The following is a 22,224-nucleotide window of genomic DNA, read 5'->3' as shown; positions in this document are numbered from 1 at the left end:
GCATGAATCGCTATCCGATGTTCAACCCGCAGCTGCTGCTCAGCTTCGTCGCGGTCTGCGAGAGCCAGAGCTTCACCCGCGCCGCCGACCGCGTGTCCCTGTCGCAGTCCACCGTCAGCCAGCAGGTCAGGCGTCTGGAGGAGATGCTGGGCAAGCCGCTCTTCGAACGCTCCTCCCATCAGGTCGAGCTGACCGAGGAGGGTGGGCGGCTGCTGAGCTATGCACGGCGCATCATCGCCCTGAACGAGGAGGCGCATGACGCCTTGACCGGCTTCTGGCGCGACGGCGTGCTGCGGCTGGGCATGCCGGAGGATTTTACGGTCCCCACCGTCGACCTGCTGGCGGCATTCAGCCGTGAGCAGCCGCATCTGCGGCTGGACGTCACCAGCGGCCTCAGCGCCGATCTGCGCAGCGCCTATGAGCGCGAAGAGCTGGACCTGATCCTGGTCAAGCAGCGCCGCCGTCAGCCGCCGCGCGCGGCCAGGCTCGAACCGTTGCTATGGCTGGACAGCCAAGCGCACCCGGCCATCGAACGCTCGCCGGTGCCGCTGGCGGTGTTCCCGCTCAACGGTCTCTATCGCGAGGAGCTCTGCCAGGCGCTGGACAGCCTCGGCATTCGCTGGCGTGTAAGCTACAGCAGCGCCAGCCTGGCTGCCCTCGCTGCCGCCTCCGCCGCCGGGCTGGGCGTGACCCTGCTGCCGGCCGGCTGCCGGCTGCCCGACCACCGAATTCTGGGCGCGGCGGAAGGCCTGCCGCCGGTGAACGATTTCGAGCTGGCGCTGTACTACCGCGACAACGCGCCCGCCGCGGCCGTCATGCTGGCAGCAAGATTGGCCGAGTTCTGCCACCTGGAACGGTGAGCGGGCCCGAGTTGACGGTGATGCTATGTCCGCGACGGACATCATTGCCAAATCGAATAGTCATCATTGGCAAATATCGCTGCCAACCCGCGCAGCCCATTCGTAAACTAGGAGCCGAAACGCCCAGACCCGAGGTTAAGGAAACAAACGTGGAAAGCGTCCATCAACACAGCCGCAGGGGCTTTCTCAGCCAGACCGGGAAACTCACCACCGCCTGCGCAGTCATCGGCCTGGCCGGTGGAGGCGCACAGGCCGCGCCGGCCAGCGCCGGCCGCCCATCCGAGGCCGGCGCGAGTACGCTGACCGATCGTCATTACTACCTGAGCGACGTGCGGCTCGAAGAAGGCTTCGAGTATGATGGCGACACGGTCATCGGCACCCGCACCGCGCTCCACACGCTTGAGATCAAGGACGGCAAGATCGCCGCGCTGCACCCGGCAAACACCGCTCCGCCCGCCGGCGTGCCGCGCTATCAGGCGCATGGCCAGCTCATGCTGCCGGCGATGCGCGACATGCACATTCACCTGGACAAGACCTTCTACGGTGGCCCGTGGCAGGCGCCGCGACCGCGCCAGGGCAAGACCATTATGGACATGATCGCGCTGGAACAGACTCTGCTCCCCAAGCTGCTGCCGACCTCGCAACAGCGCGCCGAGCAGCTGATTGCCCTGCTGCAGTCCAAGGGCACGACCGTGGCGCGCAGCCATTGCAACATCGACCCGGTCAGCGGGCTGAAGAGCCTGGAGCACCTGCAGCGCGCGCTGGAGAACCACCGCAGCGATTTCAGCTGCGAGATCGTCGCCTTCCCGCAGCACGGCCTGCTGCATTCCCAGGTCGACGGCCTGATGCGCGAAGCCATGCAGATGGGCGTGCACTATGTCGGCGGTCTGGACCCGACCAATGTCGACGGTTCAATGCAGAAATCGCTCGACGCGATGTTCCAGATCGCTCTCGATACCGGCAAGGGCGTCGATATCCACCTGCATGAGACCAATCCGGCCGGGGTGGCCGCGATCAACCACATGATCGATACGGTGGAAAAGAATCCGGAACTGCGCGGCAAGGTGACCATCAGCCACGCCTTCGCGCTCACCACGCTCCCTCCGGACGCTCTGGCCGAAACCGCCTCCCGTCTGGCGGCGCAGCAGATGACCATCGCCTCGACGGTACCGATCGGCGGCCTGATGATGCCGCTGCCTCGGTTGAGCGAAGCAGGCGTCTTCGTGATGACCGGGACCGACAGCGTGATCGATCACTGGTCGCCGTTCGGTTGCGCCGACATGCTGGAAAAAGCCAACCTGTATGCTCAGCTCTACCGGGGCAGCGATGAGTTCCGGTTGTCGCGTGCCATGGCGATCGCCACCGGCGGGGTGCTGCCCTTGGACAATGGTGGCAATCGCGTCTGGCCAAAGGCCGGCGATGACGCTGCCTTCACGCTGGTCGGGGCCAGTTGCTCCGCCGAGGCGGTCGCCCGCCTGCCCGCACGCAGCGCCACATTCCATCGCGGGCGCATGGTCTATGGCAGCGTCGGCAACGCCTGATAGCGGTGCGTCCTCGCCCTCCTGACCGCCTGCCCGGGGCCGTCGGGAGGGGAGGCCGCTTGCTTGGTCGTGGCGTAGCGCGCCGGGCGGTCGGGCACGTCATCCTGTCGCGAAGAATGCCAGCCGGTTGAAGAGCGTGTAGTGTGCTTCGAAGACCATGATCGCGACGAAGACCATCAACGCCGCAGGCGGCAGCAGGATCGCGTAGGCGAGCGCAAGGCGCTCCCAGGCCATGTGCATGAAGACCGCGATGATCAACCCTGCCTTCAGCGCCATGAAGAGCAGGATCAGCGACCAGCGCAGATAGCCCACGAGGCCGAAGTAATCGACCATGTAGGAGCAGGCACTGAGGATGAAGAGCCAGGCCCAGACGACGAGATAGAGCCGGATGGGATGCTGCTGCGTATCGCCGTGCGGAGTGTTTGATTGAGCCATGGCGACCTCACCAGAGATAGAACAGCGCGAAGATGAAGACCCAGACGAGATCGACGAAGTGCCAGTACAGGCCGGTGATCTCGACGATCTCGTAGCGGCCCTTCCGGCTCGTGAAGAACCCGCGGCGCTCCTGGTCGAAATCGCCGCGCCAGACCTTGCGCGCGATGATCAGCAGGAAGATCACGCCGATCGTGACATGGGTGCCGTGGAAGCCGGTGATCATGAAGAAACTCGAGCCGAACTGCTCGGCGCCCCAGGGATTGCCCCAGGGACGGACCCCTTCCGCGATCAGCTTCGACCATTCGAAGGCCTGCATGCCGACGAAGGTTGCGCCGAGCAGTGCGGTCAGCAGCATCAGGATCGCCGTCTTCCGGCGGTCGCGCCGGTAGCCGAAATTGACGGCCATCGCCATGGTGCCGCTGCTGCTGATCAGCACGAAGGTCATGATGGCGATCAGGATCAGCGGCAGGTGGTGGCCGCCGATCTCAAGCGCGAAGACCTCGCTCGGATTGGGCCAGGGCACGACCGTCGACATCCTGACCGTCATGTAGGAGATCAGGAAGGTGCCGAAGATGAAGGTGTCGCTGAGCAGGAAGATCCACATCATGGCCTTCCCCCAGGAGGCCGTCCTGAACGCCCGCTGATCCGCGGACCAGTCCGCCTCGACACTGCTCCAGCCGGTGAGACCTATGCTTTCGGGCTTCAGGGCGGTTGGCGATAGCTCGTTCATCGGTCGCGCCTCCTAGCTCAGCAATCCGCGACAAATCTCGATCAGGTCGTCGGTCCAGCGCATCAGCAGGCTGAAGAGAATGAGCCAGACCAGCAGCAGGAAATGCCAGTAGATCGCGCAGAGCTCGACGCTGAGGCGCAAGGCGCCCGATGCCTGGGGGGTACGCTCGGCCGGCGCGAAAGACCGGGCCGTTGTCCGCCCCAGCGCCACGAGACCTCCAAGCATGTGCAGGCCGTGGATTGCGGTGACCAGATAGAAGAAGGCGCTCGCCGGGTTCGCCGCGCTGAAATAGCCGGCAGCCGCGAGTTCGCGCCAGGCCAGCACCTGTCCGGCGAGGAAGGCCAGCGAGCAGACCCCTGCAGCCAGCAGTCCAGAGCGGACGCTCGACGGTTCGTCACAGCGCGCAGCGATTACCGCCGAATGCAGGGCGACACTCGCAAGCATGAGCAGCCCGGTGTTGAACCAGAGCACGATTGGCATCGGCAGAGAGCGCCAGTCCGTCATGCTCATGCGCATTGAATAGGCGCTGATCAGGAGTGCGAAGAGCGAGCCGGCGACGGCGAGGAAGGCGCCGAGGCCGAGCTTCGCGATCAGGAGGGATCGCGTCCCCGCATCTCCGGCCTCGTCGATGACCCCGACTTCGAGCCAGGGCTTGGCTGTCAGCCGCTGATGCGACAGCCACCAGCCGGCGAGCGTTGCCATCAGGACCATGAACAGGAGGATGACGACCACGATGCTGCCTCCTCACGCCGTTTGCGGATCGGGAGGCTGGTTCTGCGGCAGGAAATCCTCTGCGGCGCCGGGCACGCTGTAGTCATAGGCCCAGCGATAGACCACGGGCAGCGTCTTGCCCCAGTTGCCATGGGCCGGCGGTGTCTCGGGCGTCTGCCATTCCAGCGTGGTCGCGCGCCAGGGATTCCCGCCAGCCGGCCGGCCTCGCTTCAGGCTCCAGGCGAGATTGAAGACGAAGATGAGCTGGGCGGCGCCGACGATCAGGGCGACGATGGTGATGAAGCCGTTCAGCGTCGCCGTCGACGCCGGAACGAAGGCCATGTCGCCGATCTCGTGATAGCGGCGCGGCACGCCCATCAAGCCGATATAGTGCATCGGGAAGAAGATCAGGTAGGCGCCGAGGAAAGTGACCCAGAAATGCAGTTTTCCGAGGGTGGTATCGAGCATCCGCCCGGTGACCTTGGGATACCAGTGATAGATCGCGCCGAAGATGACGAGGATAGGAGCAACACCCATCACCATGTGGAAATGCGCGACGACGAACATCGTGTCCGAGAGCGGCACATCGACGACGACATTGCCGAGGAACAGCCCGGTCAAACCGCCATTGACGAAAGTGACGATGAAGCCGAGCGCGAACAGCATGGGTAAGGTGAAATGGATGTCGCCGCGCCAGAGCGTCAGCACCCAGTTATAGACCTTGATGGCGGTCGGGATGGCGATGATCAGCGTCGTGGTCGCGAAGAAGAACCCGAAACTGGGATGCATGCCGCTGACATACATGTGGTGCGCCCAGACGACGAAGCTGAGCGCGCCGATCCCCACCAGCGCCCAGACCATCATGCGATAGCCGAAGATGTTCTTGCGCGCATGGGTGCTGATCAGGTCGGAGACGATCCCGAAGGCCGGCAATGCGACGATGTAGACTTCAGGGTGCCCGAAGAACCAGAACAGATGCTGGAACAGGATCGGGCTGCCGCCGCGATAGGGGAGCTGTTCTCCCAGAGCCACGATGGACGGCATGAAGAAGCTCGTTCCGATCAGCCGGTCGAGCAGCATCATCACCGCCCCGACGAAGAGAGCCGGGAAGGCCAGAAGCGCCATCACGGTCGCGGTGAAGATGCCCCAGATGGTGAGTGGCATGCGCATCAGCGTCATGCCCTTCGCCCGGCCTTGCAGCACGGTCACGACATAGTTCAGCCCACCCATGGTGAAGCCGATGATGAAGAGGATCAGCGAGACCAGCATCACGATGATGCCCCAGGGCTGCCCGGGCGTGTTGGGGAGGATCGCCTGCGGCGGATAGAGGGTCCAGCCGGCTCCGGTCGCTCCGCCCGGCACGAAGAAACCGGCGACGAGCACCAGCACGGCAAGCAGATAGATCCAGTAGCTCAGCATGTTGACATAGGGAAAGACCATGTCGCGCGCGCCGAGCATCAGCGGGATCAGGTAGTTGCCGAAGCCGCCGAGGAACAGCGCGGTCAGCAGGTAGATCACCATGATCATGCCGTGCATGGTGATGAGCTGGTAGTAGCGCTCCGGGTCGATGAAGGAGACGAGGCCAGGGAAGCCGAGCTGCAGCCGCATCAGCCAGGACAGGACGAGGGCGACGAGGCCGATCGCCAGCGCCGTCAACGAGTACTGGATCGCGATGATCTTGGCGTCCTGGGAGAAGACATATTTCGTGACCCAGCTTCTCGGATGATAGAGTTCGACATCCTCGACCTCGGCGGTCGAGAGAGGTCCGGCAGCGTCACTCGGCACATCGACCATCAAACCGCCTCCCGCTCTCCATCAGATGGCACGCCTCGTCGGAGGCTCAGCCGTCTTCCATCCCCTAGTTTCTCGCCTGCGCCCGCGCCGCTGCGGTGAGCTGTGCGAAGGTCTTCTGTTGCTGCAGCCATGCGCGGTATTCGCTTTCCGGCTCGACCACGACGCCACCGCGCATGAAGGTATGGCCGGTGCTGCAGAGTTCGGCGCACAGCGCCTCGAACGTGCCGGTACGGGTCGGCGTGAACCAGTAATAGGTGACGTTGCCCGGGATCATGTCCATCTTGGCGCGGAACTCGGGCACGTAGAAATCATGGACGACGTCGAGTGAGCGCAGCAGCACCTTCACCGGCTTGTCGAGCAGGAGGTGAAGCTGGTCTCCCTGGATGATGATGTCGTCCTGGCCGCGCGCATCCTTTGGATCGAGGCCAAGCGGGTTCTCGGGGCTGACAAGGGTTACGTCGGTCGCTCCGAGCCGGCCATCGGCGCCGGGCAGGCGATAGCTCCATTGCCATTGCTGGCCCACGATCTCGACCGTTGCGGCATCGGCCGGCACCGTCACGAACTGCTTCCAGACGACGAGGCCAGGCGCCAGCATGGCGGCGACACCGATGCCGGTCCCGATCGCGAGCCACCATTCCAGCCGCTTGTTCTCCGGCTCATAAGCTGCCCGATGTCCTTCGCGATGGCGGAAGCGGAACAGGCAATAGGCCATGAACAGCACCACGGCAGCGAAGACGGTGCCGGTGATCCAGAAGGTGATGATGATGGTGTTGTCGATATAGTGCCAGTTGGAGGCGATCGGGGTCCACCACCATGGGCTTAGCAGGTGGAACGCCACCGAGCCGACCACGACCAGCGCAAGTACGACGGCAACACCCATGGTCAGTCACCCTTGCCTATGGCGGCGATGAACGGGGTCCGGTCGGCGCCGCGACGCGATAGGAGCGTGGCGACGTCGTGAAAGCGGGCTTCTCGTCGGCCCGAGAACGATACCGCCTGCTCATGGCGGTGCCGGGGAGCGGCGAGAACGGGGCAGGGAGAAAGACTGGAGGGATGGCGCAGAGGGATCGCGTGGCGCGGGCTCGGACGAGCGCGTCAACCGGTTTCAAGCGTCGCTTCCTGCTCGCCATCGCCGAACCTCCCGGTTCGTCAGACGATTGCGCGTCACATGTGACGCAAAGCTCCCGCCCAGGCTGCAAAGCGCTCCGCTTCTCAGCCTATGGTCGCTGAATATTGTCCAGCCGCGTTCGCTGGTTGTCAATCGAGGCCGGCGTTGAGCCAGCCGCGCTATCGCCGCACCTGCGCGTCGAAGGCGGCTACTTCTTCTTTCCGTCGGCGTCGAATTGCTTGAGGAAGGCGACGATATCGTCGATCTCCTGATCGGATTTCAGGCCGGGGAACACCATCTTCGTACCGGGGATCTTGGCCTGAGGCGCCTTGATGTAATCGCGGAACGTCGGCTCGTCCCAGGTGATGCCGGAGTTCTTGTTGGCAGCCGAGTAGCTGTAGCCCTCGACGGACCCTGCCGGGCGCCCAATCAGGCCGTTGAGCTTCGGGCCGACCGCATTCCTCGCGGTCTCGCCGATCTGGTGGCAGGCACGACATCGCAGGAAGATCTTCTCGCCGGAGGTGGCGTCTGCTGCGGCAATGACTGGATGGGAAAGGAGGGGGAGAAGCAGGACGGTCGTCAAGGCCAAGCGTATCATCGAAGGGCCTCCTTCGGGTTCGGTTCGCCCCACCACACGCAGCAGGCCGGCCCGCGCATCCGTAGCCACAAATCCTACACTATCATTGGTGCAGCTCCAATCTGCCTGCGCTGGAACCGGTCGGTCTCAGTCGTCGACATGGTCGTGCCCGCCGATGCAGGCTCGTCCACCGGCCTCATGCGGTATGGTGGCGTGAACGCCCGCCGGGCTTGGTGCCGGGCAACCGACCGACATGAGGTCCGCTTGGAGAAGGCTGCTCAGGACATGCGCGAGCCGTGGCCGTGAGGTCCTCGCCCTTGCTCCGGCTGGGGCTGGATGGTGCGGGCCTCCGGCAAGCAGCGCTGCTGGCTCTTGCCGCCTGGCTCGCATTTGCTCTCGCATCGTCGCTTCACATCACCAACGCCTATTGGGCCGCAATGCCGGTCTGGGTTGTGGCGCAAGCCTCGCGCGGGCTCTTGTTCGCCCGTGGCTTTCTCAGGATTCTCGGAACGTTGATTGGTGCAGCCGTCGGCTTCGGCCTGCTGCATCTGATTCCCAACCACTATTTTCTGTTGCTCGCGCTTGGTCTTTGGGTCGGCTTCAACACTGCGCTGACGCTTGTGCTGCGCGGCGTCACCGCCTATGGCGCCTTGATGAGCGGCATGACCGCGGCCATCGTCATCCTGCCAACGGTGTTCTCTCCGGAACGATCCTGGGACATCGCCATTGCACGGGTTGAGTGCACGTTGATCGGCGTGGCGGTGGTGACGCTGGTCACGGCGCTATTCACGCCGTCAGCATCGCGTTCTGCTCTCATGTCCCGGGCGCGGCTGATGGCCCGGCAAGCGGTGCGGTTCGCAGCCTTGGCGCTCCAGGGCGTTCCGCAGGATCGGGTTGCCGTAGCCGAACGGCAGCTTCTCGCCGAGATGAGCAGCGTCACCCAGGCGGCGGATCAGATGACGGCAGGCTCGCTGCGGGGCTCGCGGCGTCGCAAGCGCGTCGATGCACTGGTCGCGGCCGCCTTGTTGGTGATGTCGGCAGGGCGCGCGGCTGCGTCGCGGGAGGCGTCGGAGGAGACCAACGCCAGGGCTCTGGCAGAACTTGACCGGTTGGCGCAACGTTTCGAACGGGAGACAGAGGCGCAAGGGGAGGTGCCCCGTGCCGAAGGGCTGGATCCCCGCCTGTCGGACAGTCTGCGGCGGCTGGTCGCAGCAGAAGCCGCGCTCAGTGCGGACCGCCCGGCCGGAGATGAGCTCTCCGGCCTGGTGCCTGTCTTCCTGCACAATCCTCATGGCGACTGGTCGCTGGGCACCACCGCCGGCGCGGTGTCGGGGTTGGCCACCTGGCTGGCTGCCTCTGCGGCCTATGCTGCAAACTGGCCGGTGGCGGAGCTCGCAGCGCTGGGAGTCTGCATCTTCTCGATGGTCCTGGGCTCGCTGGCGCAGCCGCAGGCCATTGCGCCGCATATGCTGAAGGGGGTGCTGGCTGGGGTGGTGGCTGCCCTGATCTATCGCTTCGGCGTGCAGCCGCATGTCCAGACCGTGCCCGAGCTGTTGGTTTCTGTGGCCCCGTTCCTCCTGCTTGGAGGGTTGGCGCGCGCGAGCCGCAGGACGGCAATCGCGGCGATCGACGCCAATATGTGTTTTCTCCTGGCCAGCCAGGCGGTGTTGCCGGCCGTCACCAGACCCGCCGCAATCCTGAGCGAGGCCGGCGCGCTTGTCGCCGCTGCGGTGCTGGTGACAAGCAGCTTCATTCTGCTGCCGCGCAGGCATGACCGGCACGCGGCAAGGACCCGCGAGGATATCCGGCGAGACCTCGAGCGGCTCCTCGCCAATCCGCAGGCCAGGCGCGGGGCAAGCTGGGATCAGGGCATGACCCGGCAGATCATGCGCCTCACTCTGCACCTCGCCCGAGCCGGAGAGGGCGATGGCGGCGCTACGCATGGCCTGCTTGGCGTGCTCAATCTCGGCATCGCGGCGACGGCGCTGCAGCGGTTGATGTCTGAGGGAGGGCTCGGGGACGAGGATCGGCGGCTGATTGCGCAGGGGCTCGCGGCTCTGGGGCGGTTCAGGACGGAATCGCCCAGGCCGGAATTGTTCGACGAGGCCGCGCGAACAATCGCGAATGCCGAGGCCGCACGCGCCGTGAAGGAGGCCGCAGCAGCATTTCGGCAGGCGGAGGCCTTTCTCGCCGGCGCGTAATGGCGTGCGCAGGAGGCCGGCGCAAGCTCGGCGCTCATCCCGGTCAGGCCGCTTCAGCGGCACAGAGCCGGGATGTCGTCGTTAGATTTTCCCAGAAAGGGCGCCTCAGGCTGAGTGCTTCTTCACCCAGGCGACATAGGCATCCATCCAGCCTTGCAGGAAAGCCCGGCTGGAATCACCGATCTCGCCGCTCTCGGTGAACAAGCCATCCTTGGCCTGGATGAAGACTTCCGGCTGTCCGAGCGTCGGCATGTCGAGATAGGCGAGGACATTGCGCAGATGCTGCTGCGCAATCGCTGTTCCGATAGCGCCGACCGACACGCCGAGAACACCGGCCGGCTTGCCGACCCAGGCACTCTGCCCATAGGGCCGCGAGGCTTGATCGATCGCGTTCTTCAGCACGCCGGGGATGGAGCGGTTATACTCGGCAGTGACGAAGATGACGCCCTGGGAGCCGGTGATTTCAGCCTTCAGTCGCTTCACGACCGGGGCCTGGTTCGCGTCGTCATCCTGATTGTAGAGCGGCAGATCGCCGATCGCGACCTGATGAAACCTGAATTCGGGCGGGGCGAGTTTGGCGATGGCCGTGGCAAGCTTGCGATTGAAGGAATCGCGACGAAGGCTGCCGATCACGACGGCAATTCTGAATTCGCTCATGGTGTGTCCCATCACATCGTGCTGGTTGCGGCGTCGAGCCTAGTGCCCGACACCCGATTTGTCGCGCGCGATCATCCCGGCCGCGCGCGACGTGAGCGAGGTGGATACGAGACCGGTCCGAGGTTCAGATCGAGCTTCCCGCCTTCTCCGCCGTCACCTCGACTTTCGCCGCCGACCCTGCATCCTTGGCCGGGCGAGGGTCGCGCCAGTCGATGAGCCGGTAGAACATCGGGATGAAGAAGGTGGCGATGAAGGTCGCCGCCAACATGCCGCCGATCACGCCCGTGCCGATCGAGTGCCGGCTCGCGGAGCCCGCTCCGCTGCTGATCGCGAGCGGAACGACGCCGAGAATGAAGGCGAGCGAGGTCATCACGATCGGCCGGAAGCGCAGCCGCGCTGCTTCGAGCGCGGCCTCGGCGGCACTCATGCCCTCCTGCCGCACCAGAACGGCGAATTCGACGATCAGGATGGCATTCTTGGCGGCCAGACCGATCAGCGTGACAAGGCCGATCTGGAAGTAGACGTCGTTGGTCAGGCCGCGGAGCCAGACCGCGAGCAGCGCCCCGAACAGCGCGAATGGAACCGCGAGAATGACCGCCAGCGGCAGGGTCCATTTCTCGTACTGCGCGGCGAGGATCAGGAACACCATGATGATGCCGAAGATCATGGCCTGCGAGCCGGTCCCGCTGGTGGCGAGCTCTTGATAGGCCGAGCCCGTCCAGGCGATCTGGAAGCCCTGCGGCAACTCACGCGCCACCTCCTGCATCGCAGCGATCGCCGCGCCCGATGTGTATCCGGGCGCCGGATTGCCCATCACCTTGGCCGCGGCAAAGGCGTTGAAGCGCTCGAACTGGTCGGGGCCGGCGACGCGCACGGCTTTCACTAGCGTATCGAGCGGCACCATCTTGTTGTTGCTCGAGCGCACGAAAACCTGCTTGAGATCCTTCGGTGCCTGACGGAAAGCGGCCTCCGACTGCAGGTTGACGCGGTAGTTGCGCCCATAGAGCGTGAAGTCATTGACGTAGAGGCTGCCGAACGTGCTTTGCATCGTCTCGAAGACGGAGCTGATCGGCACGCCGAGCGCCTTGGCCATGTCGCGGTCCAGGTCGAGCCGGTACTGCGGAACGCCGGTGTCGAAGGTCGTGCGCACGCCGGCCAGTTCGGGACGTTTCGAGGCGGCTTCGACCAGTTGTGCGGTGGCGGCGGAGAGCGACGGGACGCCGCCTCCGGTGCGATCCTGCACATAGAGTTCGAACCCGCCCGTGGTGCTCAACCCGCTGATCGGCGGCGGATTGAAGAACAGGACCATGGCGTCCTTGATCCCGATATTCATGCCGGTGAACGTCTTGACCAGGTTGCGCGCATCGAGGTCCGGGGTTCGGCGCTCGCTCCAGTCCTTCAGCGTCACGAAGGTCGTGGCGGCGCTGGTCCGCTCGCTTCCGGAGAGAAGGTCGAACCCCGAAATGGCGAAGACGTTTTCGACAGCCGGGTGCTTGCCGATATTGGTCGCAGCCTCATCCATCACCGCCACGGTGCGGTTCAGCGAGGCGGCCGGAGGCAGGATGGCCACCCCGAGCAGCACGCCCTGGTCTTCGTCTGGAACCAGCGAGCCCGGAATGGTCCGGAACAGGATGCCGGTGCCGGCGATGAGCACGGCGAAGAGCACAAGGCCGATGGCGAAGCGTTTGACCAGGAAGCCGACACCGGAGACGTAGCCGCTCGTCAGCTTGTCGAAGAAGCGGTTGAACAGCCGGAACGGCAATGCCGGCTCCTGATGGCCCGGTTTCAGGATCAGCGCGCACAAAGCCGGAGTCAGGGTCAGCGCGACGATGCCCGAGATCGTGACCGACAGGGCGATCGTGACCGCGAACTGCTTGTACATCGCGCCGGCCAACCCGCCCATGAACGACACGGGGATGAAGACCGCGCACAGCACCAGGACGATCGCGATGACCGGCCCGGTGACCTCGCTCATCGCCTTGATCGAAGCCTCTCGCGGCGACAGGTGCTCGGTCGCCATGATGCGCTCGACATTCTCCAGAACCACGATCGCGTCGTCGACGACGATGCCGATGGCGAGGACGAGGCCGAACAGGGTGAGCAGGTTGATCGAGAAGCCGAACATGTACATGCCGGCAAAGGTGCCGATGATCGAGATCGGCACCGCGATGACCGGGATGAGGGTCGCCCGGAAGTTCTGCAGGAAGAGGAAGACGACGAGGATGACCAGGACGATGGCCTCGACGAAGGTCTTGACCACCTCCTCGATCGAGACCTGGATGAACTTCGTCGTGTCGTAGGGAATGCTGTAGGCCATGCCCTCCGGGAAGGACTGCTTCAGCTCGTCCATGCGGCTCTTGAGCGCCTCCATGGTCGAGAGCGCGTTCGCTCCCGTCTGAAGATAGACCGCAAGCGGCACCGCAGGCTTGCCGTTGAGCTTGCTGTCGACGGTATAGCTGGCCGAGCCGAGCTCGACCCGCGCCACATCCCTGAGCCTGAGCGTCGCCGCGTTGATGTCGGAGCGCAGGATGATGTTGCCGAACGCCTCGGCATCCGGGAGACGCCCCTGGGTCGTGGCGGAATAGGTGAAGGGGGTCGATGGGTCGTTCGGCTCATCGCCGAAACGGCCGGCTGCAAACTGGGCATTCTGTTCGCGAATGGCTGCCGCGACATCGGTGGTCGTCAGGCCGTAGCGGGCGAGCTTGTCGGGGCTCAGCCAGATCCGCATCGAGTAGTCGCGTTGGCCGAGCAATGCCGCGTCACCGACGCCAGGAATGCGCTTCAGATCGTCAATGACGTTCAGCAGGGCATAGTTGCCGACATAGGTCGTGTCGAAGCGGTCGTTCTCCGAATACATCGCCACGAGGCCGAGGATGGAGGTCGAGCGCTGGCTGACCGTCACGCCGAGCCGGGTGACCTCTTGCGGCAAGGTCGGCGTCGCGCGCTGGACGCGATTATTGACGTTGATCGTTGCCTGATCGGGATCGGTGCCCTGAGCGAATGTCACCGTCAGCGACATCTGGCCGCTGCTCGAGTTCGAGGACTGCATGTAGAGCATGCCCTCGACGCCGTTGATCTGCTGCTCGAGCGGCGCTGCCACCGTCTGCGCGATCGTCTCGGCGCTGGCGCCGGGATAGGTGGCGCTGACGACGATCTGCGGCGGCGTCAGCTCGGGATATTGCGCGATCGGAAGCGCCCGGATCGCGACGAGGCCGGCAAGCACGATGACGATCGAGATGACGGCGGCGAAGACGGGCCTGTCGATGAAGAAGCGATTCATGGCTTGGCAGCTCCGGGCGCCGCAGCAGCGATCGAGACCGGCGCGCCGGGACGAACCTTGATGATCCCCTCCGTGATCAGCTTGTCGCCGGGCTTGAGGCCCGAGGTGACGATCCAGCCGTCGGCGACCTGACGTCCGAGTACGACGGGGCGGGCTTCGGCCTTCCCCTGGCTGTCGACTGTGTAGACGAACTGTCCGCGCGGTCCCTGCGAGACGGCTGCCTGCGGAACGACGATGGCGTCGTTGAGCACGACCCCCATCACGATCGCGCGCAGGAACTGGCCGGGCAGCAGGCGATGCTCGGGATTGGGGACAACGGCACGCAGCCGCAGCGTCCCGGTTTCCGGATCAAGGCCGGAGGAGGCGAAATCGATGACGCCGGGCTGCGCATAGACGCGGCCATCGCCGTAGGTGAGCTTGACCGAGAGGACCTCCCCGGCACGCTCCCAGATGCCCTGTGCCTCGAGCAGGGCCCTGACCTCGGCCACTTCGCTCTCGCTGGAGTTGAAGATGACGTAGACAGGGTCGAGCTGGGTGATCTTGGTGAGCAGGCTGCTGTCGCCAGTGGTGCCGATCAGGCTGCCCTCGGGCAACTCCTCGCGGCTCGTGACCCCACTGATCGGCGCCCTCACATTGGTGTAGCCGAGATTGAGTTCCGCGACGTTCAGGTCGGCGTGAGCGACGGCGACCGAAGCCGTTGCGAGTTCCTTGGCGGAGAGGGCGTCATCGCGCGCCTTTTCCGTGCCGGAGCCGGTCAGGGCCAGCCGCGTATAGCGCTCGGCATCACGCGTCGCCTGGGCGAGCTGTGCCTCCGCCTGCTGGAGCTGTGCCTTGGCCTTGGCAACGTCGGCCTCGTAGCGCCTCGGATCGATTTCGAAGAGAATGTCGCCGGCCTTGACCTCGGCGCCCTCGACGAAGTTCCGCTTCAGCAGAATCCCGCCAACCTGGGCCCGGACCTGAACCTCCCGCGAGGCCTCGACGCGTGCGGCATACTCGAATGTCAGCGGCACCTTGCCGGCCTTGACCTCGACCACGGTCACCTGAGGCGGGGGCGCGGCCCCCTGCGCCTGGGCCAGGGTTGCTGCGCCAAGCAGCGGCCAGATGAAGGCAAGGCTGAAGAGCGCGAAACGGCGCCGCGGCGTGTAGGTGGTCATCCGTCGCATCCTTCCAGTAGTGCAGGTCGCGGCGCGGTCGCCGTCGGGGCATCGCGCAGTCTTCCATGAGCAAGGCCCGTATCCAACCACGAGCATTGCCCACCGGAAGCGCGGGTAGCCTTCATCGTCTTTGCGGGGGCATGAGGCAGGGGTGTCCTCCCTCTAGTCAGGCTTGGACAGGAATACGGCGACGAGATTCTCAAGGAAATGCTCCTGAAACTGTCCGCGATCCATCGGGCTCGCGGACAGGGATTGAACGAGGTCGGGCGCGGTCGAGGGCCAGAAGAATGCGCCGGCGAGAATGGAGAAGGCGATGAAGGGGTCGCTCGCATGCGTGACACCTTCGCGAACCGCCTGATCGAGAAGCGGTATGAAGGCATCGAGCGCGGGACGAAGCAGGAGTTCCTTCAATGCGGCCAGTCGCGCCCCGCTCTCCCTCGCCTGCTGCGCGATGAAGAGGCCGAGTTCCGGGTGGCTGAAATGGAAAAGCACTGTCAGGCGGATGGCATCGGTCACTCGGTCCCTGAGCGGGCGTGTCTCGGCCGTCAGGCGTCGGATCTCGGCGTGCAGCTGCGTCGTATACGAGGCGACATGGTCGATGCTCGCGAGCCAGAGCCCCTCCTTGCCGCCAAAATGCACACGCACCAGCCCGGGGTCGACCTTGGCGGCAGCGGCCAGGCTGCGCAGATCGACGCTGTCATAGCCATGACGCGCAAAGGCGCTCGTCGCAGCGAGAAGCAAAGCCTCGCGGCCCGACATCTGGTCCTTGAGCCGCCGACCGCGAGGGCGCGGAGCTGGGCTGGGGGAAGTGGATCGCTCGGATCGCGGCATTGCTCGGATGATTGCTATAAAATCTACAAGTGAGGATATTTCAGCGTGAAGCGGGACGCAAGGGCGCACGCGATCGCCTGGTGACGGCCTTAGTCACGAGATCGTTACGCAAGGGAGATGCTGGCCTGGCCAAGGGTCATGCCGAGCATGGCGTAATGCCGGCGGCGGCGCGCGACGCCCCTCTCAGGCGAGTGCAAGTCGTGTTGGCCCGCAGCTTCCGCCGAAGGGCAGGAGTATCTGAAACGAGACCCCAAGCCATCTTCAGCGATCCAGTCAGATGATCCTCTGGTATTTTACCGAGGTTATGATTTATTTGTACTGTGAAAATCGTTCTCGGGGTCTTTGGGTCGTATATTTTGGAAGGGTCCCGACTTGCGGCGGATCTGTGATTGCCGATGGGGCCGGTCGCGGAATTCAGGGTTTCGGATTCTCAAGTATTATTGAGAAATATCACGTCAGACTCTCTGAGAGAGGAGTAACGCAAGAATTAGAATGGCCAAAATACTAGGTGATTGGAACAAATATCAGGTAACGCTGTTCTGAATCTCCAGCGGGGGGCTGGGCATGACCAAGGATAACGGCGGCGGGGAACGCATGATCTGGTCTGACCTGGCCGGGCAGATGGTCGCGATTTCTTCGCCGGAATGGTGCCACGAGCGGGATGTCGATTATCTGCTGTGGCTACCCTCGCTGGAACGGGGCCGGGTCCTGCGTGGATATCCCCCGGAGATCGCCGAGCGTCTCTGCGCCGATATCGAACGCTTGCGGGAAATCCGGAAACGCCGCTGAGCGCCGGGGCATCGCAAGGCGGCGGATTGCATTCGCGCGACCCGCCGCGCCCGACCGTTCAGGGCTTGACGATCCACTCATGGGCCGGATCGTTGGCGAACTTCCAAACCCGCTTCGGACCCGCCATCACGTTGAGATAATAGAGTTCATAGCCGTGCGGTGCTGCGACCGGATGATAACCCCTTGGCACCAGCACGACATCGCCGTCCTCGGCGCAGAGCGTCTCATCGAGCGAACGGTCGTCGGTATAGACGCGCTGCAGCGCAAAGCCCTGGGGCGGCGAGAGCCGGTGGTAATAGGTCTCCTCCAGCAGCGATTCCTGCGGCAGCCTGTCCTGGTCGTGCTTGTGCGGCGGATAGCTCGACCAATTGCCTGACGGGGTGATCACCTCGACGACGAGCAGCCCTTCGGCGGGCTCGGTCTCCGGCAGGATATTGCGGACATGGCGGGTGTTCGTACCGCTGCCGCGCGTCATGCAGCCGACATCCCCTGGCGCGATCACCCGGGGTTTTGAACCCGGTTTTCCCGGCGCCGAGCAGATCGCCAGCTCGCAGGGGCCCTGCGCCGTCGCGGCAAAGCACAATCCGGCCGGTACATAGAGCGACCAGGGGTCGGGTTCGAACGGGGAGGACCGACCGCCAATGATGCCGAAATCGGTGCCCCCGGCCATGGCTGCGGCCTTTCCGGACAGCAGGACGACGCAGACCTCCCGGTCTCCGGTCTCCCGGTCAAGCACTTGGCCGTCGGCGAGCCGGTAGACTTCGAAGCCGACATGGCCCCAGCCGGCCGATTCCGGGGTGACATGATGGATGCGGCCGTCCTGATCTGGGGCGGATGGTTTGACGAGCAGCTTCGACATGGCGCATCCGGGCCTCAGACGAGCCCGGCCTCCTTCAGGCTGTGCTTGAGATGGGCGACGCCCTTCTTGGCATAGGTCAGCGGATGGGCCTTTTCCGGATCCTGCTCGGCTTCGACCACGACCCAGCCGGAATAGCCCGGCAATGCGCGGAACACGGCGGGATAATCGACCATCCCGTCGCCCGGCACGGTATAGATGCCGAGATCGCTGCCCTTGCCGAGCACGGCATCAAGGAAGCTCCAGCCTTCCGCCGCTGCCTGCGTCATGACATGCGGGCGCACGTCCTTGGCGTGGACATGGCTGATCCGCTCGCGATAGCGCGCGGCGAGCGCGGCTGGGTCCGAGCCACCCCAGGTGGCATGGCCGGTGTCGAGCAGGAGATGCACGGCAGGGCCCGTCGCCGCCATGAAGGCGTCAATATCGGCTTCGCTCTGCACGATCGTGCCCATGTGGTGATGATAGACCAGCCGGACGCCTTCGCTCAGCGTGCGCTCGGCAACCTGCGTGATCCGGCGGCCGAACTCGGCCCAGTCCTGCGCGCTCATCACAGGGCGCTGCGAGAGCGGCTTCGAGCGGTCGCCATGGATCGCATTCGAGGTCTCGGCGAAGACCAGCACGGTCGAGCTCATGGCCTTGAGCAGATCGAGATGCGGCCGCAGATGGTGCATCTCCTCGTCGGCGTCGCGCTGAAGCAGTTCAGCTGAATACCAGCCCGAGATGCAGTCCATGCCGAAGGGGGCGAGAGCCGCCCTCAGGGCTGCCGGTTGCCGTGGGAACTTGTGACCAAGCTCCATGCCGGTGAAGCCGGCCTCACGCGCCTCGGCGAGGCAGGTTTCGAGCGATGTCGCGCCGCCGATCTCCTGGAGATCGTCATTCGACCAGCCAATCGGGTTGGCACCAATGCGGATGGGCATGGATAAGTGTCCTTCGGGATCAGGGGCGTGACTTCAGCGCGGTCTCATAACGCTCACGCGCCTGCCGGACTTCGGCGCGCGCGGAGGTTGCCGGCACCGCGACATCCCACCAGTGGCCGCCCGCATCGGTCGAGGCGAGCGGGTCGGTATCGATCACCACGACGGTGGTGCGCGCATGCGCGCGGGCGGCACGCAGCGCTTCGTCCAGTTCGGCGAGGCTGCCGACCTTCGTGGCGACGGCACCGAGTGAAGCGGCATGCGCGGMAAAATCGATTGCGGGCAGCGTCTCGTGGCGGGTGTCGCGCAGCAGGTTGTTGAAGGAGGCGCCGCCCGTCGCATTCTGCAGCCGGTTGATGCAACCGTAGCCGCGATTATCGAGCAGGACGATCGTCAGCTTCAGGCCGAGCATCACCGAGGTTGCGATCTCGGAGTTCATCATCAGATAGGAGCCGTCGCCGACCATGACGACGACCTCGCGGCTCGGATCGGCCATCTTGACGCCGAGCCCGCCGGCGATTTCGTAGCCCATGCAGGAATAGCCGTATTCCATGTGGTAGCCGCCGGGCGCGCCGGCCTGCCAGAGCTTGTGCAATTCGCCGGGCAGTCCGCCGGCGGCGCAGAGCACGACATCGGACGGCTCGCTCCAGCGCTGCACGGCGCCGATCACCTGCGCATCGCTCGGCAGGGGCTGGTTGCCGGGATCGGTGTAGCGCGCGGCGAGGCCAAGCCAGGTCTTGCCCTCGGATTCCGCCCGCTCCGTCCATGCCGCCGGAGCGCGATGTCCCGCCAGTGCCGTAGCCAGCTCGGAGAGGCCGGCCAGGGCATCGCAGACCAGCGGGAGCGCGCGGTGCTTGCCGGCATCGAAGGCCTGCGTGTTCAGCCCGACGATCCGGCAGGCCGGGTTGGCGAAGAGTGCCCAGGAGCCGGTGGTGAAATCCTGCAGCCTCGTGCCGACGGCCAGGACCAGATCGGCCTCGCGCGCCAGCGCATTGGCGGCGGCCGTGCCGGTGACGCCGATGGCGCCGAGATTGAGCCTGTGGGTTGCCCCGAGGCTGCTCTTGCCGGCCTGCGTCTCAGCGGCGGGAATGCCGTGCGCCTCGCAGAATTCGGCGAGCGCGGCTTCGGCCTCGCTATAGAGTACGCCGCCGCCGGCAATGACGAGTGGTTTCTTCGCCGCCTTGAGCAGTCTGACGGCCTCGGCCAGCTCCTGCTCGTCCGGGCGTGGGCGGCGTGGCGTCCAGAGCCGCTCGGCAAAGAAACTCTCGGGATAGTCATAGGCTTCGGCCTGCACGTCCTGGCAGAGCGCCAGCGTCACCGGCCCGCATCCGGCCGGATCGGTCAGGACGGCCATGGCCCGCTCGAAGGCCGGCATCAGCTGCTCCGGCCGTGTCAGCCGGTCGAAATAGCGCGAGACCGGGCGAAAGCAGTCATTGGCGGAGACCGTGCCGTCGCCGAAATCCTCGATCTGCTGCAGCACCGGGTCCGGCAGGCGCCCGGCAAAGACATCGCCCGGCAACAGCAGCAGCGGCAGGCGGTTGACATGCGCGACGGCGGCGGCCGTGACCATGTTGGTGGCACCGGGTCCGATCGAGCTCGTCACCGCCATCATCTGGCGCCGGCGCGAAGCCTTGGCGAAGGCGATAGCAGCATGCGCCATGGCCTGCTCGTTATGGGCGCGATAGGTTGGCAGCGTGTCGCGAGCGGCATGCAGCGCCTCTCCGAGCCCGGCGACATTGCCGTGCCCGAAGATGGCCCAGACGCCCGCGAAGATCGGCACGGTCTTGCCGTCGATCACCGTCTTCTGTGCCTGCATGGCGCGTGTCAGCGCCTGCGCCATGGTGAGGCGGATCGTACCCATTGGGAGTTCCTCAGCGTTCCTGCCAGGCTGCGACCAGCCTGGCGAAGCGTTCTGCCATCATCGTCGTTGCGGCCTCATCGTCGAGTCCGCCGGCAAGCCAGCCGCGCGCCGCTTCACCGAAAATCGTGCGGCCGACGGCGAATCCCTTGACCGATGCCGAGCCCTGCGCTGCCCGGAAGGCCTGCGCGACCGTCTCTTCCGGAGCGTCGAGCCCGAGCAGCAACACGCCGCGGCAATAGGGGTCATGGCCCGCGATGACCGCATCGATCTCGCGCCATGCAGCCGGGGAGGGCTGGCCCTCGAGCTTCCACCAGTCGGGCTTGATGCCGATGGCGTAGAGTCGCGTCATCACCCGAGCAACCGTGTCGTCAGCAACCGGTCCGTGCTTCGAGGCAATGATCTCGACCAGCAATTCCCGCCCGACCTGTCGACAGGCGAGGGCGACGCGCTTCAGTACCTGCTCCTGCGCACTCCTGAGAGCCTCGGGGTCATCCGGATGGTAGAAGCACAGGCATTTGGCGACATGGCTGACCGGCCACTCGGCCAGGGTGGCGCCGAGAGACCCTGTCGCATCGGTCTCCAGCGCGAGTGGGCGCGAGCCGGGGAGTTCGAGGGGGCGGGCGATCCAGAAGCCGTGATCCTCCGCCCGGAACAGGGCTTCGCGGCCATGGATGCCGTCGACCAGCATGCCAAAGCCAGGGCGTCCGTCGGCGACCCGGGCGGCCGCCTTCACCGCAAGCGTCTTGAAATGGGTGATCCGCTCCTGCGGCACGCCTGCCGCGTCGGCCATCTCCTCGAGCTGCGCCCGATGATCGATGGCGAGCGCCATCACGCCCGCGGGCTGCGGCAGGCGCGTCGTCGCCCAATGCACATGGTTGATCTCGGCGTCCCGGCGTAGCGCCCGGTGCGGCGAACCATGAGCAAGGAAATATTGCAGCTCGGGGAAGGTCGGGCTTTCCGGCGAGCAGAGCAGCCTGGAGACGGCGAAGGCGCCGCAGGCATTGGCAAAGGCGCAGCAGGTCGCAAGCGGCTCGTCGCGCAGCCAGCCGCGCAGGAAGCCGGACATGAAGGCGTCGCCGGCGCCGAGCACGTTGTAGACCTCGACCGGAAAGCCGGGGCCCTTGATTCCGTCTTCGAGCGACGCGGGGATCGCGCCGGGAAATACCACGCAGCCCATCGGCCCGCGCTTGCAGACGATCGTCGCGGCGCTCAAGGATCGGATCGTGCGGATGGCCTGAAGCGTATCCTCCGAGCCGCCGGCGGCGTGGAGCTCTTCCTCCGTGCCGACGATCAGGTCGCAATCGGGCAGGATCGCCTGGAGATGCTCGGTCACCGTCTCGGAGCGGATATAGCGCTCCTCACCGGCCTGGTGCCCGGCAAGTCCCCAGAGATTGGGCCGATAGTCGACATCGAACACGACCTTGCGGCCATGCTTGCGGGCGAGCGCGATCGCCTTCTTCTGAGCCGCGGCGGCGTTGGGAATGGCGAAATGCGTGCCGGTGACGACGATCGCCCTGGCGGAGGCAATGAAGGCCTCGTCGATCTCGCTTTCCTGCAATGCGGCGTCGGCACAGTCGGTGCGGTAGAAGATCAGCGGGAAGGTCTTCTCGTCGCGGACGCCGAGGATGACGAGTGCGGTCAGCCGCTTGGGGTCGGTGATCACGCCGCTCGTCTCGACGCCCTCGCGCTCCAGCTGTTCGCGGATGAAGCGGCCCATCTGCTCGTCGCCGACACGGGTGATCACGGCCGATTTGAGGCCCAGGCGGGCGGTGCCGATTGCGATATTGGTCGGGCAGCCACCGACCGCTTTGAGGAAGCTGCCCATGTCTTCAAGCCGGCCGCCGATTTGCTGGCCGTAGAGATCGACCGAGGAGCGGCCAATCGTGATGACGTCGAGCTGAGGGGCGACGGGCATGGAGCTTCGG

18 protein-coding genes are annotated in these 22,224 nt (G+C 65.2%); 4 read left to right on the top strand and 14 right to left on the bottom strand.

Annotated features, from left to right (window positions below; genetic code table 11):
* Positions 1–2: 2 nt before the first annotated feature.
* The gene (locus AC1DGP_RS07550; RefSeq protein WP_476831932.1) at positions 3–860 is read left to right on the top strand and encodes a LysR family transcriptional regulator; all 858 of its coding nucleotides are present in this window, start codon (positions 3–5) and stop codon (positions 858–860) included.
* 20 nt (positions 861–880) lie between these two features.
* On the top strand, positions 881–2,401 hold the full coding sequence (locus AC1DGP_RS07545) for an amidohydrolase family protein (protein ID WP_476831970.1): 1,521 nt from the start codon (positions 881–883) through the stop codon (positions 2,399–2,401).
* A gap of 99 nt (positions 2,402–2,500) precedes the next feature.
* Here AC1DGP_RS07545 and AC1DGP_RS07540 read toward each other — a convergent pair whose 3' ends face one another.
* From AC1DGP_RS07540 to AC1DGP_RS07515, 6 genes are all read right to left on the bottom strand, one after another.
* Positions 2,501–2,836, bottom strand: a complete 336-nt coding sequence (locus AC1DGP_RS07540; protein ID WP_476831931.1) for a cytochrome C oxidase subunit IV family protein — start codon at positions 2,834–2,836, stop codon at positions 2,501–2,503.
* A gap of 7 nt (positions 2,837–2,843) precedes the next feature.
* Positions 2,844–3,566: a heme-copper oxidase subunit III family protein gene (locus AC1DGP_RS07535; RefSeq protein ID WP_476831930.1), complete on the bottom strand. Its 723-nt coding sequence runs from the start codon at positions 3,564–3,566 to the stop codon at positions 2,844–2,846.
* A 12-nt stretch (positions 3,567–3,578) separates the two neighbouring features.
* The gene (locus AC1DGP_RS07530) at positions 3,579–4,298 is read right to left on the bottom strand and encodes a cytochrome c oxidase subunit 3 (protein WP_476831929.1); all 720 of its coding nucleotides are present in this window, start codon (positions 4,296–4,298) and stop codon (positions 3,579–3,581) included.
* A 12-nt stretch (positions 4,299–4,310) separates the two neighbouring features.
* Positions 4,311–6,071: a cytochrome c oxidase subunit I gene (locus tag AC1DGP_RS07525; RefSeq protein WP_476831928.1), complete on the bottom strand. Its 1,761-nt coding sequence runs from the start codon at positions 6,069–6,071 to the stop codon at positions 4,311–4,313.
* 64 nt (positions 6,072–6,135) lie between these two features.
* The gene (locus tag AC1DGP_RS07520; RefSeq protein ID WP_441491961.1) at positions 6,136–6,951 is read right to left on the bottom strand and encodes a cytochrome c oxidase subunit II; all 816 of its coding nucleotides are present in this window, start codon (positions 6,949–6,951) and stop codon (positions 6,136–6,138) included.
* Between the two features lie 436 nt (positions 6,952–7,387).
* Entirely contained in the window at positions 7,388–7,777 is a 390-nt protein-coding gene (locus AC1DGP_RS07515) for a c-type cytochrome (protein WP_441505046.1), read from the bottom strand.
* Positions 7,778–8,058: 281 nt separating this feature from the next.
* Between AC1DGP_RS07515 and AC1DGP_RS07510 the strand changes: the two genes are divergently transcribed.
* A complete protein-coding gene (locus AC1DGP_RS07510; protein ID WP_476831927.1) occupies positions 8,059–9,957 on the top strand; it encodes an FUSC family protein in 1,899 nt (632 codons plus the stop codon).
* Between the two features lie 105 nt (positions 9,958–10,062).
* Here AC1DGP_RS07510 and AC1DGP_RS07505 read toward each other — a convergent pair whose 3' ends face one another.
* The 4 genes from AC1DGP_RS07505 to AC1DGP_RS07490 form a co-directional block, all read right to left on the bottom strand.
* Positions 10,063–10,614 carry an NADPH-dependent FMN reductase gene (locus AC1DGP_RS07505; RefSeq protein ID WP_441505044.1) on the bottom strand — a complete coding sequence of 184 codons (552 nt, stop codon included), beginning with the start codon at positions 10,612–10,614 and terminating at the stop codon, positions 10,063–10,065.
* Positions 10,615–10,738: 124 nt separating this feature from the next.
* Positions 10,739–13,894 (bottom strand): efflux RND transporter permease subunit, encoded by a 3,156-nt coding sequence (locus AC1DGP_RS07500; RefSeq protein WP_476831926.1) that lies wholly within the window; start codon positions 13,892–13,894, stop codon positions 10,739–10,741.
* Positions 13,891–15,048 carry an efflux RND transporter periplasmic adaptor subunit gene (locus tag AC1DGP_RS07495; protein WP_441491955.1) on the bottom strand — a complete coding sequence of 386 codons (1,158 nt, stop codon included), beginning with the start codon at positions 15,046–15,048 and terminating at the stop codon, positions 13,891–13,893. The genes AC1DGP_RS07500 and AC1DGP_RS07495 overlap by 4 nt, the downstream gene beginning before the upstream one ends.
* A 162-nt stretch (positions 15,049–15,210) precedes the next feature.
* Positions 15,211–15,807, bottom strand: a complete 597-nt coding sequence (locus tag AC1DGP_RS07490; protein ID WP_441491954.1) for a TetR/AcrR family transcriptional regulator — start codon at positions 15,805–15,807, stop codon at positions 15,211–15,213.
* Between the two features lie 636 nt (positions 15,808–16,443).
* Between AC1DGP_RS07490 and AC1DGP_RS07485 the strand changes: the two genes are divergently transcribed.
* Positions 16,444–16,668, top strand: coding sequence for a hypothetical protein (locus AC1DGP_RS07485; protein ID WP_441491953.1), 225 nt, complete (start codon positions 16,444–16,446; stop codon positions 16,666–16,668).
* Between the two features lie 58 nt (positions 16,669–16,726).
* Here AC1DGP_RS07485 and iolB read toward each other — a convergent pair whose 3' ends face one another.
* From iolB to AC1DGP_RS07465, 4 genes are read right to left on the bottom strand one after another with little or no spacing between them, the layout of a single operon-like run.
* Positions 16,727–17,527 carry a 5-deoxy-glucuronate isomerase gene (gene iolB, locus AC1DGP_RS07480; protein WP_441505041.1) on the bottom strand — a complete coding sequence of 267 codons (801 nt, stop codon included), beginning with the start codon at positions 17,525–17,527 and terminating at the stop codon, positions 16,727–16,729.
* A gap of 14 nt (positions 17,528–17,541) precedes the next feature.
* On the bottom strand, positions 17,542–18,441 hold the full coding sequence (gene iolE / locus AC1DGP_RS07475) for a myo-inosose-2 dehydratase (RefSeq protein ID WP_441491951.1): 900 nt from the start codon (positions 18,439–18,441) through the stop codon (positions 17,542–17,544).
* A gap of 19 nt (positions 18,442–18,460) precedes the next feature.
* Positions 18,461–20,299: a 3D-(3,5/4)-trihydroxycyclohexane-1,2-dione acylhydrolase (decyclizing) gene (iolD, locus tag AC1DGP_RS07470; RefSeq protein ID WP_476831925.1), complete on the bottom strand. Its 1,839-nt coding sequence runs from the start codon at positions 20,297–20,299 to the stop codon at positions 18,461–18,463.
* Between the two features lie 10 nt (positions 20,300–20,309).
* Positions 20,310–22,214: a bifunctional 5-dehydro-2-deoxygluconokinase/5-dehydro-2-deoxyphosphogluconate aldolase gene (locus tag AC1DGP_RS07465; protein WP_441491949.1), complete on the bottom strand. Its 1,905-nt coding sequence runs from the start codon at positions 22,212–22,214 to the stop codon at positions 20,310–20,312.
* Positions 22,215–22,224: the final 10 nt, after the last annotated feature.

This window comes from Allobosea sp. 05T433 (assembly GCF_056396065.1).
Note: the sequence above shows the minus strand (reverse complement) of the source record. Positions and strands in the feature narration are given on the sequence as shown.